Annotated in this window: 13 protein-coding genes; 6 read left to right on the forward strand and 7 right to left on the reverse strand. The window is 28.0% G+C overall.

What is annotated here, in order from left to right; translation table 11 throughout:
* Nucleotides 1-32 precede the first annotated feature (32 nt).
* From ACY2RX_RS08895 to ACY2RX_RS08905, 3 genes are all read left to right on the forward strand, one after another.
* Nucleotides 33-641 carry a lipoprotein signal peptidase gene (locus ACY2RX_RS08895; protein WP_490103621.1) on the forward strand — a complete coding sequence of 203 codons (609 nt, stop codon included), beginning with the start codon at nucleotides 33-35 and terminating at the stop codon, nucleotides 639-641.
* A 131-nt stretch (nucleotides 642-772) separates the two neighbouring features.
* Nucleotides 773-1126 carry a hypothetical protein gene (locus ACY2RX_RS08900; RefSeq protein WP_490103622.1) on the forward strand — a complete coding sequence of 118 codons (354 nt, stop codon included), beginning with the start codon at nucleotides 773-775 and terminating at the stop codon, nucleotides 1124-1126.
* 76 nt (nucleotides 1127-1202) lie between these two features.
* Entirely contained in the window at nucleotides 1203-1802 is a 600-nt protein-coding gene (locus ACY2RX_RS08905) for a DUF4230 domain-containing protein (RefSeq protein ID WP_490103623.1), read from the forward strand.
* Between the two features lie 65 nt (nucleotides 1803-1867).
* On the opposite strand, the gene ACY2RX_RS08910 is transcribed toward ACY2RX_RS08905, so the two are convergent.
* Nucleotides 1868-2047 (reverse strand): hypothetical protein, encoded by a 180-nt coding sequence (locus tag ACY2RX_RS08910; RefSeq protein ID WP_490103624.1) that lies wholly within the window; start codon nucleotides 2045-2047, stop codon nucleotides 1868-1870.
* 26 nt (nucleotides 2048-2073) lie between these two features.
* Nucleotides 2074-4206: a DUF8693 domain-containing protein gene (locus ACY2RX_RS08915; RefSeq protein WP_490103625.1), complete on the reverse strand. Its 2133-nt coding sequence runs from the start codon at nucleotides 4204-4206 to the stop codon at nucleotides 2074-2076.
* A 145-nt stretch (nucleotides 4207-4351) separates the two neighbouring features.
* On the opposite strand from ACY2RX_RS08915, the gene ACY2RX_RS08920 reads away from it, so the two are divergent.
* Nucleotides 4352-5359, forward strand: coding sequence for an SAM-dependent methyltransferase (locus ACY2RX_RS08920; RefSeq protein WP_490103626.1), 1008 nt, complete (start codon nucleotides 4352-4354; stop codon nucleotides 5357-5359).
* Nucleotides 5360-5409: 50 nt separating this feature from the next.
* On the opposite strand, the gene ACY2RX_RS08925 is transcribed toward ACY2RX_RS08920, so the two are convergent.
* The 5 genes from ACY2RX_RS08925 to ACY2RX_RS08945 all read right to left on the reverse strand — a co-directional run bounded on the left by ACY2RX_RS08925 (nucleotide 5410) and on the right by ACY2RX_RS08945 (nucleotide 8821).
* On the reverse strand, nucleotides 5410-6036 hold the full coding sequence (locus ACY2RX_RS08925; protein ID WP_490103627.1) for a phage tail protein: 627 nt from the start codon (nucleotides 6034-6036) through the stop codon (nucleotides 5410-5412).
* A gap of 145 nt (nucleotides 6037-6181) precedes the next feature.
* A complete protein-coding gene (locus ACY2RX_RS08930; RefSeq protein WP_490103628.1) occupies nucleotides 6182-6862 on the reverse strand; it encodes a response regulator in 681 nt (226 codons plus the stop codon).
* Nucleotides 6863-6876: 14 nt separating this feature from the next.
* The gene (locus ACY2RX_RS08935; RefSeq protein ID WP_490103629.1) at nucleotides 6877-7668 is read right to left on the reverse strand and encodes a sensor histidine kinase; all 792 of its coding nucleotides are present in this window, start codon (nucleotides 7666-7668) and stop codon (nucleotides 6877-6879) included.
* Nucleotides 7669-7807: 139 nt separating this feature from the next.
* The gene (locus ACY2RX_RS08940; protein WP_490103630.1) at nucleotides 7808-8446 is read right to left on the reverse strand and encodes a hypothetical protein; all 639 of its coding nucleotides are present in this window, start codon (nucleotides 8444-8446) and stop codon (nucleotides 7808-7810) included.
* Nucleotides 8447-8821 carry a hypothetical protein gene (locus tag ACY2RX_RS08945; protein WP_490103631.1) on the reverse strand — a complete coding sequence of 125 codons (375 nt, stop codon included), beginning with the start codon at nucleotides 8819-8821 and terminating at the stop codon, nucleotides 8447-8449. It abuts the gene before it with no gap.
* Between the two features lie 164 nt (nucleotides 8822-8985).
* Between ACY2RX_RS08945 and uvrC the strand changes: the two genes are divergently transcribed.
* Both uvrC and ACY2RX_RS08955 read left to right on the forward strand, forming a co-directional pair.
* The gene (gene uvrC / locus ACY2RX_RS08950) at nucleotides 8986-10788 is read left to right on the forward strand and encodes an excinuclease ABC subunit UvrC (RefSeq protein ID WP_490103692.1); all 1803 of its coding nucleotides are present in this window, start codon (nucleotides 8986-8988) and stop codon (nucleotides 10786-10788) included.
* Nucleotides 10789-10843: 55 nt separating this feature from the next.
* Complete coding sequence (locus ACY2RX_RS08955; protein WP_490103632.1) at nucleotides 10844-13039, forward strand: patatin-like phospholipase family protein; 2196 nt, start codon at nucleotides 10844-10846, stop codon at nucleotides 13037-13039.
* Nucleotides 13040-13107: the final 68 nt, after the last annotated feature.

Consider the following 13107-nt stretch of genomic DNA (forward strand, 5'->3'; position numbering starts at 1 on the left):
TTGTTATTTTTGTGAGCACAAATTTTATAAAAATGTCAAAAAAGAACATCGCAATTCTTACTATACTTATTGCAATTATTTTAGATCAAGCAATTAAAATATATGTAAAAACACACTTTTATTTAGGTGAAGAAGTGGTGGTTTTCGATTGGTTTAAAATCCATTTTACAGAGAATAATGGAATGGCAATGGGTTTTGAATTTGGAGGAAAAGCAGGAAAGCTTTTTTTAACATTATTTAGACTGGTAGCAGTTACAGCGATTATTTATTGGTTATCGCAAAACATAAAAAGAAAAGTACATAATGCTGTAATTATAGCGATATCATTAATTTTTTCTGGTGCAATTGGTAATATTATAGATTCGGTTTTTTATGGAGTTATTTTTGATTCTTCAGAACACAAAGTTGCTACACTTTTTGCAGATAAGCCTTATGGAGAATTTTTATATGGTAAAGTAGTAGATATGTTTTATTTTCCTTTATGGGAAGGCACTTTACCAGAATGGATTCCTTTTATTGGAGGAGAATTCTATACTTTTTTTCAATATATTTTTAATCCTGCAGATGCTTTTATAACTGTGGGCGTTGCAATTCTTTTTATTTTTAGCAAGCAGGCTTTTCCGAAAGAAGAGAAAGTGTAAAGTACCTTTTTATAAACTAAGTATTTACTCCCAAGTAGAATGTCTCATTTTTTAAAATAAGAACTAACACTCTGTTTTACAGTGTTTTAGTTTTGTAGGTTTGCCTTAATATTAACTTAAATTTATTTATTATGGCAGTAAAAACCCACAAAGAAGATGTGTTGGCACACATAAACGGACCAGAGACTTTAGCAGGTCAAGTAGCAACAACTAATGCTTGTATTTCATTACTAGGCGCTCTAAAAGTTTGCGCAGATATACAAGGAGATATTGTAAAAGTAACAGTTTATTTAATGGGAATAGAAATAGGAAGTGGTACATTAAGCTTATCTCACCCTACTATAACTATTGGAGGTGGAGCAGCAGGGTTTAAAGCAGAGGTAAAACTTACTTTAAAAGAAAATCCTTTTGCTTTAGAAATTTGCGGAAAAGTTTGTGCTCCGTTTGTTGGATGTAAATCAGGATGTACAACTTTACACTTTTAGAATTTTTTTATAGTATCTTTAAAATCTGCAATGTTAATTCATTGCAGATTTTTTTAATTCTATAAAGCTTAATGTAATGATTCGCTTATTAAAATATCTTGCTTTTTTTTTATTAGGTTTTTTAATTGCCAAATTTTGGTATAAAAAAAATGAAAAAAATCACAAACAAGAAGAAATTCAAGTTGTTGTAAACTCCATTAAAAATCTTAGTAAATTAGTTGTTTCTAAAGGGTCTTTTTCTGAGGTTTATAATTATTCTGACTCAAAAAAATATTTTTACGATTATCTTTCTTTTGATAAAAAAGCCATAGTTACTGTAAATGCTGATGTAGAGGTTGGGTATGATTTATCTAAATTAGAAATTCAAATTGATTCTTTGAGCAAGAGAATTATCATTAATAAAATACCCAAACAAGAACTTACTATTTTTCCTGATGTAAAATATTTCGATTTACAACAAAGTCGGTTTAACTCTTTTTCTAAAAATGAGCTGAATAAAATCAACCAAAAAAGTATCGAAAAAATTAAAGAAACAATTGCAGTTACAGATTTAAAAGAGAAATCAAAAATAAGGTTATTTACAGAGTTGTCTAAAATATATCAACTCTCAGCAATTTATAATTGGCAAGTTGTAGATAATACAAATTCTGAAATTCTTAAGAGCTTTAAAGATTAGTTTTTTACGATAAAAAAAGCCATCAAAAATAAATTTGATAGCTTTTTTTCTGAAGAAATAATTATTTAAAAACCAGTTCCAGGATCTTCAGGGCTAGCAGCTTGTGCTTTTTGTGGATGTAAAATTAGATAAGTACCTAAAGCTGTTAGAGCAGCATATTTACCGTAATTTCCTATTTTTTTAATTGCTTCTTTACGAGTAATTTCTTGTGCAATATCTTGAGTATTTTTTGTCTGTTTTTTCATGATGTTTGTCTTTTAAATTCTCGTTTTTATTCTAAAATTATTTTTTTATTCAACTTTCCTTTATCTGTCTGTAGTTGAACAACATAAACACCAGTAGCTAATTTTGGTAATGATATATCTTTTATGCCATTATTAGATTTGAAAGAAGTGCTTAATACCAGTTTTCCAAGAGTATTAAATATTTTTACAGCTGTTTTACTGTTTTGTATGCCAACAATCTTTAAAGTAGAAATATCAGATTTATAAACACTAATATTTTCTAGGTTAAAGTTATTGTTAATGCTTAAAGTACTTCTAGAAGTATGCAAATAAAATCTTCCTATTCCATTAGAATCATTTGTTAATGTAATTTTATAATTACTATTTGCTTCATCTAAGCGTGTAAAAGTATTTGTTTTTTTATCTTCAATATACAATTTAATATCTGAAGGCAAGTTTACATTATTAGCAGAAAAAGCTATTTCTTTACCCGATTTTGCATTTAATCCAACAGGGATAATCATATTTTTGTAATTAGAATCTGGTAATGCTTGTACTTGATAATTTTTTCCTTTGCTATTAGAAACTAAATGTGTGTAAACAGCAAAAGGATTTGAAGTTCCGCCAAACGTTTCACCATCATAACCAACATCAAAGCTTTTAGTAGCATTATTTAAATAATAAACTTTTGCATAATTACTTATGGTTCCATCAGAAATTGTTAGTTTAAATTCTTTTTTAGAACTCTTTTGAAAAGTATCAGTTCCGCTATGACTTTGGTTTGATTCTGCAAAATTAAAAGTTCCACCACCTGTATTTGCTTGCACAAAAAAGCCTTGACCTGGTGCTATCTTTAAAGCGTCTCCAACAGTTTTTACTTCATAATCTCCATTTGTACTTAGAGTATGATTCCAAATCCATAAAGTTTTTGTGTCGGAAATTGCTCCTTCATTATTTAAAAATGTAGCACTGTTTAAATAAGAAATATATGGGTTTCCTAATAAATTAAATCTATTACCTGTAGTAGTTAACGTTCTATTAACACCAGAGTTACTCGTATTTAAAGTTCCTGTAAAACTAACTGTTCCTGAACTTGTTTTTCTTTTTATAGAATATCCTTGTCCTGCGTTAAAAGTACCACTACTTCCTCCTTGTAAATAAGACCAAGAATCAACTCCTGTATTGTAAGTTGCAATACCTCTGTTAGTGCCACTGTCTGCAATACTATTAGAAGTTACGAAAGTATCATTATAAGTTTGACCAACAACAGGAGATGACATTAAATACCATCCTTTTAAATTTCCTACAATAGAATTTATATTTCTATTGTAGGTAACATTACCAGTTGCTGTACCACTTACAATTAAAGAGCCTCCGTTGTTTATGGTTAAAGAAGAACTTGCATTTATAGTAATGTCTTTGGCAACTGCGCCCGTGCTTGAGCTTATTATTGGTTTATTTGTAACATTTGGGATGTCAACATCATCTGTAGCTGTTGGAACAACTCCATCTTTCCAGTTAGAAATAGTTGCCCAGTCAGTATTTGTACTACCAGTCCATTCTTTACCAAACTCCCACCTAAAACCATCTAAAGCCATATAATCTAAATCACCAGTACTAGTAAATGTCAATTCGTCTATATTTTTATTAGAATTATCAGTTCCTGAAGAAAAATCGATAAAAGTAAAACCGTTAGCAGTTCCAACATTGGTATTAAAGCCAGAACTTTTTGTAATTGTAAAAGCAGTTATACCATTTTTTTTACCAGTAATAGTTAAAGTTCCTGTGTGGGATAAACTTGCTGCATTATGAGTTGCTGTGTATAAATAAAGACTTTTAACATTTATTAAAGTTCCTCCATTGGTTTTAATGGTAAAGTTACTTCCATTACCAGATCCGTTTGTGTTTGCAGCACCATTGTTGTCTAAAAATTTATTATCAGCTGCAGTTCCATTCCAACCACAACCTGAACAAGTATTAGTAGCACCACTATCTGATGTTCCAGTTTCAAAAATATTATAATCTTCACCAGTACTTGTTACATTAAAAGTTTGTCCGTTATCTATAAATGAAGTTGAGTGAGCTGCTTCACCTTCAAAATCTTCTGTTGTTTGCGTAAAAGAAATTTGTATTAAAAAAAGGTAAAAAAAAGTGAATAAATAAAGTATTGTTTTTTTCATAATTTAAGACTTAATAGTTAGTGGTTAAATTTAATTTTATTAAGGCAAAAAAAAACCCGTATAAACACCTGTTTTACCTTGGTTAAAAGTGAAAATTCTTTTATTAGACTAATTTTATTGATATATAGGTTATCTTTATTTTATTATGATAAATGTAAAATTTGATTTTAAAAGAGCCATAAAACTTATACTAGACTCTAAAACAATTAAAGAAGAAATTAGAGCTGTTGCTGCTTTAATAAATAACTATAATGATGTATGCAATCATTTATTCTTTGGAGATTATTTAAAAAGTAATAAAGAAACAATTGTTAATGGAGGCATTGCATTATCTTCTAAATATGCAAAAGATTGTTTAGAAGATCCTATTAGAACTGCACGTTTTTTAAAAGGAATTTATAATGCTTTATTGATTGTAAAAAAAAGATTTAAAAACGAAAAGATAACAATACTTTATGCTGGTTGTGGTCCTTTAGGAACGCTAATAGTTCCGCTATTGCATTTATTTTGCCCCGAAGAAATTGAAGTTATCTTTTTAGATATACATCAAACGTCAATAGATTCAATAAAAATAATAATTTATAAACTTAATTATGAAACTTATGTTAAAGAATTTGTTATTGCAGATGCAACTAAATATAAGAAACCTAATAATTATTCTTTGCATTTGATTATTACTGAAACTATGGATAAAGCGCTCACAAAAGAGCCACAAGTAGAAATTACAAGAAATCTAGCAAAACAATTAATACAAAACGGAATCTTTATTCCTGAAAAAATAGAATTACAAAGAGGATATTCTTTCTTTGCAAAAGAATTTCTTTTTGATTTAAAGAAAGATATTTCTGAATTAGAAATACAAAAGAAAGATTTGAAAAAAGAAAAATTATTCTCTATTACAAGAAATATTAAAACGCAGAACAATTTTAGTTATGAATCAGATTGGATTGATATTCCATATAATTTTGAAAAAAAACCAGACATTTGTTTGTATACGGAAGTAACAATTTTTAAAGATATGAAATTAACAAAGTCTGAATCTTTTATAACAAACCCATATTGTGTTAAATCTTTATATACCTTAAAAAATAAAAAATACAGATTAATTTACAATACAAAAGGAATACCTTGCTGGAAAATATTAGGACAATAAAAAAGTCAGATTTAAATCTGACTTTTTTTAAATTAATTCTTTTTAAGGGGTTAACTTCTAGGTGGAAATAAACCTTGCAAACATATAATATAATTCATACCTAAAGAAGGTTGTATATGATAAACGTTTTGACTTGATCCTGTTGGATTTACAGTAACATTTACATCTATAGCTGGCGCAATACCTTCAGAAGTAATACCACCTAATTTGATGTCTGGTGTTGCATCATTATATATTTGTACTGGGTTAGTTGCTCTACCTGTTACCTGATTTCCAGAAGCCAATGAAGAGTTTTCAGTTGGTACTTCTTTATCAGCACCAACAGAACTTACCATAAATTCTGATTCCACATTAAATCTTGCAGGTACGGTTCTACCACTAGCTGTATGAGTATGAGAAGGTAATTGAAGTGGAGTTAAATTATTATATTCTGTACCTAGCCTTTGACCTAATTTAATGGTAGTTAACCCTGCACCAGTTCCAACTCCTAAAGGCACTCTACTGCGTAAATCTGGTAAACCAAAAGTAGATCTTCCATCACCACCATATGTGGTTCCTAAAATTGAAAATAAAGCGCTGTTTTGAGCAATTGATAATAATTGTCCATGACAGAAAGCCCATTGTCTTGGTGCAAAATTTCCTGCAAATAATTTAATAATTCCAATGTATTCGTCCATAATATAAAATTTTTATTGGTTAAACATACTTCAAATGTAGCAGTAACAATTAGTGTAGTTTAGAGAACTAATTCCTGAAAAGTAAAAAAGGTATATATACTTGGTTGTTAAGTATATATACCCTTATTTTATAAAATAGATTGTTTTATATGTTGAAATCTGGCGTAATTTCTATCAGCTTTTTTTGAATACCATAAATTACCAAACCAGCCACATTTTTAGATTGTGTTTTTAGCAATAGATTGTTTCTATGACCTTCTACAGTTCTTGGACTTATAAAGAGTTTATCTGCAATTTCGTTAGTGGTATATTGCTCGCAAATAAGTTCTAAAACATCTATTTCTCTTTTAGAAAGCAGTTTTTTGTCTAAATCGCTTTTTATTCTTTTTCCACTTGATGATATAATGTTTTCGTGAATTATTTTTAATACTTTTTCATCATAATAAAATCCTTTTTCAAAAACTTGATTTATGGTGTGAACTACAGTTTTTGGAGTGGTGTTTTTTAACAAATAAGAAGATGCGCCAACATCTATCATATTAGTTATAAAAGATTTGCCATCGTAACTAGTAAGTGCAATTATTTTTATATCAGGATTTTTTTTATGAATAATTTTTGTGGCTTCTACACCATTTAATTCTGGCATTTTTAAGTCCATTAAAATAATGTCTGGCAATTCTTCTGCAGCATTAATAAAGTCTATTAATTCTTGCCCATTTTCGGCTTCAAAAATGATGTTAAAATTATTTTCTCGCTCTAATAAAAAACGGATTCCTTTTCTAAATAGTTGTTCATCATCAGCAATTATTATGTTAATTTTTTTCATCTTTTTGAGGGAATTTATAATGTTATTGTAATTTCAAAACCTTTATTTTTTGCTGTTTTAATAGTGTAATTTCCTTTTAATAAAGCAACTCTACTTTCTATGTTTTGTATACCAATACCTTTTTTATAGCTTACATCATTTAAATTAAAACCAACACCATTATCTGTATAATTTATTTGAAGTTTTCTATCTTTTAAGAAGATATTTATGTTGCTTTTTTTTGCTTTACCATGTCTAATAGAATTGTTTATAAGCTCTTGTATAATTCTAAAAATATGTAATTCGTTTTCTGGTATTAAATATTCTTTTGGGTATTTAATATTATATATAATATTTATTTTTCTACTATTACTAAAAGAATCTGCTAAGTCTTCTAAAGTATCTTTTAATCCAAATTTTGATAACATAGGAGGCAACAGATTATGCGCAATTTTACGAGCACTTTCTAAGGTTTTATCTGTAGCTTCTAAAATGCTATTGTTTACAGTTATATATTCTTCTGGTTTTAAATCTCCGTCTTTTAAAAGATTTGCATTTAAGTTAATTACATTTAATTTAGAACTAATATCATCATGTAAATCTTGGGCAATTCTTTTGCGTTCTTTTTCTTGCGTTATAATTATAGATTCTATTATTTCTTTTTGATGATTTATCTCTAAAGTTTTCTTTTCTAACTCTTTTTCTACTATTTTTTTTCTAGAGAAGAAGAAAAATAATAGAAGAGCAACTCCCATTAAAAGGAGCAAAAGAACACCTATTAAAACTATTGTTATCACTTGATTTTCTTCTGTAAACAATTCTTCCATAAAGGGGCTTGGTTATTGGTGAATAACACGAAGTTAAGGAAAAATACTTTTAAGATAAATATATAGCTTTTAACAGTTAGTATTATACCTGTAATTAAAAACGGGTGTTTATACCTGCTGAAGTAAAATAGGTGTTTTATTAAGGGTTTAGTTTAGGCTTCCTAAAATTCTTAAACCATTCTAAAGTTACTAAAAGTTGATATATAATATAAAGAAATGCGTTAAAAAGCCAAATATATAATTTGATGTCTGCTTTTAAATTTCCAGCAGAAAAAAGAAGAGTACTGCATAAAAGGTAAACAAATAAACCAGAGATAAAAAAAATAAATTTCTTATTTGTGTTGTCTATTTTTCTTACAAGAAAGGTAAAACCATACACAATTAATGGAATAGAAGTAATTAAAACTTCAAAAATATTATGTTTATTATATACTTCTGGATAAAAATAATAATAAGCTGCTAAAGAAGCTAAAATTAAACTTAAACTTACTTTTATAATATTAGAGAGCAGTTTATTTTTAAATTCTTTGATAAAAAAGAAACTTAAAAATATAAACTGACCTATAAAATAAAAATGTGTGTAAAGTAAATTGTTTGTTTTAGATGAAGAAAGATAAGACATTCTTAATTGAATTATTAAAACATACAATAAGTAAAATGCAATTATTTTAAAAGCTATCGTTTTGTTACGATAGCTTTTAAAATAAAGAAATACATTGAGCGCTAAAATTACATTACCAATGTGAGCAAGTAATCTATAATTTTCTATAGAATCCATTTAATTCATTAAAGGGCTAGAGTCATCACAAAAATCGGGACAAGGTGTTGTAGCATCATAAATGTCACCACCATCTGCGTCTAAAACATCACCATCTTTAGAAGATATCATGTCTTTTCCGTTTTTATCAACCCCAACAAACATTAGCTTTTCAATAAAAACATTTTCTCCTTCTACTTTTGTTTTTTCAACTCCTAAATAAGCACGAGCAGCAACAGCACCTTCTCCAATTACTTCTTTTAAATCTTCTAGCGGAATTGTAAATGCTCTACATTCGAAATATTTATTGTAAGAAGCTTCATCATCTCTCCATTCTTTTGCCCACTTCTTTGCTGTTTTTAAACTGATTTTGTTTGTTTTGATTGGTTTTTCCATTTTTTTAGTATTTATAAATAAGTTTGGTTAGAGGTTAAAGTTAAATAAAATTCTATAAAAGTAGTATCAATACCTAAAAATTGATTTAAAAACAGGTGTTTATACTTAAATTTTATAGGAGATAATACTACTTATTTTCTTTATAAATTGTGTATTTTCGTTCTATGCCTTCGTCTTTAGAACTTCAAATAAAAACCTTACCAAATTCTCCTGGAGTGTATCAATATTTTGATAAAGAAAATGTTATAATCTATGTTGGTAAAGCAAAAAACCTAAAAAAAAGAGTAGCATCTTACTTTACAAAAAATCACGAAAACGGAAAAACAAGGGTTTTAGTAAAAAAAATTGTTCGTATAAAACACATTGTTGTTAATACAGAAACTGACGCGCTTTTATTAGAAAATAATCTGATTAAAAAATACAAACCACGTTATAACGTTTTATTAAAAGACGATAAAAGTTACCCTTGGCTTTGTATAAAAAAAGAACGTTTTCCGAGGATTTTTATGACACGCAGCGTTATAAAAGATGGCTCAGAATATTTTGGGCCTTACACTTCTGTTAGAACTGTAAAAGTGTTGCTAGACTTAATTAAAGAACTCTATCCTTTACGAACTTGTAAATACGATTTAAGTCGTCAAAAAATAAATGAAGGCAAATATAAAGTTTGTTTAGAATATCATTTAAAAAACTGTTTAGGAGCTTGCGAAGCTTTAGAAACCGAAGCAAATTATAACGATTCTATTAAAGAAATTAGAAATATTATTAAAGGTAATTTTAAAGAAAGCTTAGAAAAATTTACCAAAATGATGCTATCTTTTTCTGAAAAAATGGAGTTTGAAAAAGCCCAAAAAATCAAAGAAAAATTAGATAGTTTGCAAAATTATCAAGCAAAATCTACCATTATAAACCCGTCTATAAATAATGTAGATGTGTTTTCTATTATTTCTGATGAAACCCACGGATATGCCAATTTTTTAAAGATTTCTAACGGATCAATTATACAATCTCACACAACAGAAATAAAGAAAAAATTAGACGAAACAGACAAAGAATTACTAGAGCTTTTTATTGTTGAAATAAGACAACGTTTTAACTCTCAATCACCAGAAATTTATGTTCCTTTTCAGGTAGATTTAGGAAAAACCGTAAAAGTGACCATCCCAAAATTGGGAGATAAAAAACGTATTGTAGAACTCTCTGAAAGAAATGCTAAATATTATAGACAAGAGCAATTTAAACAGATAAAAATTGTAGATCCAGACAGGCACGTAAAAAGAATTATGGCGCAAATGAAAAAAGATTTGCGCTTAAAAGATGAACCCAAACATATAGAATGTTTTGATAATTCTAATATTCAAGGTACAAATCCTGTGGCAGCTTGTGTGGTTTTTAAAGATGGTAAACCCAGTAAAAAAGAGTACAGACATTACAATATAAAAACGGTTGATGGCCCAGATGATTTTGCTTCTATGGAAGAAGTTGTGTATAGAAGATACAAACGTTTGTTAGCAGAAGGAGAATCGTTACCGCAATTAATTATTATTGATGGTGGTAAAGGACAATTATCATCTGCATTAAAGAGTTTAGATATTTTAGGTTTGCGTGGTAAAATTGCCATTATTGGAATTGCAAAACGTTTAGAAGAAATATATTATCCAGACGATCCAATTCCTTTGTATTTAGATAAAAAATCGGAAACTTTAAAGATTACACAGTATTTAAGAAATGAGGCACACAGATTCGGAATTACTTTTCATAGAAATAAAAGAAGTAAAAGTGCTATTCAATCAGAATTAGAACAAATTCCTACCATTGGTATGCAAACTATTACAACTTTATTGCGTAAATTTAAATCGGCAAAGCGCGTTAAAGAAGCTTCACTAAAAGATTTAATAGAAGTTGTTGGTAATGCTAGGGGCACCAAGGTGTATCAATATTTTCATCCTCAGAAAAATGAAGTTTGAAGAGGGAAGTTGGAAGAAGGGAGTTTGAAGCACCGTAAAAAGATCAATAAGAATTATGAAAAAAAAAATGCTCTTTATTATTTTAATTCCAATGCTAGTTTTTTCGCAACAAAAACAGCCTAAAATTGGCTTGGTTTTAAGCGGTGGTGGCGCAAAAGGATTTGCACATATTGGCACACTTAAAGAAATAGACAAAGCAGGAATTCAGTTAGATTATATTGGTGGCACAAGTATGGGTGCTATAGTTGGTGGCTTGTATGCTGCTGGTTATTCTGGAAATCAAATAGAAGAAATTGTTTTAAAAACAGACTTTATGTCTATTTTAAGAGATCAGTTGCCTAGAAGTTCATCGCCTTTTTTTGAAAAAGAATATGGAGAAAAAACAGCCATAACTTTACCGGTTAAAAATGGTGCTATTGGTTTGCCAAAAGGGGTTTCTAAAGGACAAAATGTGTTAAATTTATTATTTGAATTACTAGATCCTTTAAACAAGATTAAAGATTTTTCTAAATTGTCAATTCCATTTTTTTGTATTGCTACAGATGTAGAAACGGGTGGAGGAGTGTTGTTAGAAAAAGGCTCACTTCCTTTAGCTTTAAGAGCAAGTAGCTCTTTTCCAACGTTATTAAATCCTGTAGAAATAAACAATAAATTATTGGTTGATGGTGGAATTGCTAATAATTTTCCTATTAGTATTATGAAGTCTAAAGGAATGGATATCATTATTGGTGTAGATGTAGAAGGAAAGTTGTTTGAACGTAAAAAATTAACTTCCGTAATTTCTATATTGAGTCAAATTGTAAGTTATCAAATGTATCATAAAACAGATAAAGAAAAAGAAAAATTAGATGTGTATATTCATCCAGATATTTTTAATTTTAATGTAGTAGATTTTAATAAAAAAAGAGAAATATTACAAAAGGGAATAGAAAAGGCAGAAAAGTATAGAAGCGTTTTTAAAGAATTAGCAACAAAACAAAAAAGTAAAAAAAAGAAAAATGTTAAAGAACTTGCAGATGAAAAACATTTAGTTTCTAATATAGGTACTTCTGGTGTAAAAGATTACACTAGAGCTTATGTTTTAGGAAAACTAAAAATAAGACCTGGAGATAGTCTTTCTAGAAAAGACATCACAAAAAAGATTTTTTTACTCTCTGCTACAAAAAATTACGATAGAATAACCTATTCATTAATTAAAAGAGAGGATAATTCTTATAACTTAGATTTTAAATTAAAAGAAAGTAATGATAATGCTAATTTAAAACTGGGTGTACATTATGACTTTCTCTACAAATCTGGTGTGCTTGCTAATTATAATCAAAAGCATTTATTAATTAACAACGATTTATTTTCTTTAGATTTAATTTTAGGCGATAACCTTAGATATAACCTAAATTATTTTGTAGATAATGGCTTTTATATAAGTTATGGTTTTAGGTCTAGGTACAATCACTTTAGAGCCAACTCAAAGTTTAAACCAATAACATCTCAGCAGCCTAGTGTAAATAAAATAAATTTAAAATATACAGATATAACCAATCAGATTTTCTTTCAAACCACTTTTAATAGAAAGTTTGCATTGGGTGTGGGTGTAGAACAGAAACATATAAAAGCAACTACAGAAACTATACAAATTAACAATAACGAAACTATTTTTGATAACAGTAATTATTACAATTTATTTGGATATTTAAAATTAGACACCTACAATAAAAAGTATTTTGAAACCAAAGGTTTTTTGGCTGATTTAAATTTTAAATGGTATTTGACTTCATCAGATTATAATAACGATTTTAAAAGTTTTGCTCAAGCAAAAGGTACTTTAGGTTTTGCTACCACTTTTAGAGATAAATTAACTTTTAAAATAACAAATGAAGCTGGTTTTACATTAACAAAAATAGATTCTAATGTTTTTGATTTTTATTTAGGAGGATATAATCAAAACTATATAAACACTTTTGTATCTCTTTACGGATATGATTTTGGAGAACTTTCTAATGATTCTTTTTTAAAAACAGAATTTAATTTTAGGTATAGATTTGCAGACAAACATTATGCAAGTTTTATTGCCAATTATGCCAGAATAGAAAATAATGTTTTTAAAGATATAGATGTTTTTGAAGACATCAAATCTGGTTATGCTTTAGGATATAGTTATAATTCTTTCATAGGTCCTATAGAACTAAAATATAGTTGGTCTCCAGATAATAAACAAAATTATTGGTTGTTTAATTTAGGCTTTTGGTTTTAACAACCATAATAAATAATATATTTTAAAAATAAACGTTGTAGGGTTTTTATTTAAATAACTGTTTTATT

It is taken from the genome of Polaribacter sp. 2405UD43-2, from assembly GCF_058147125.1.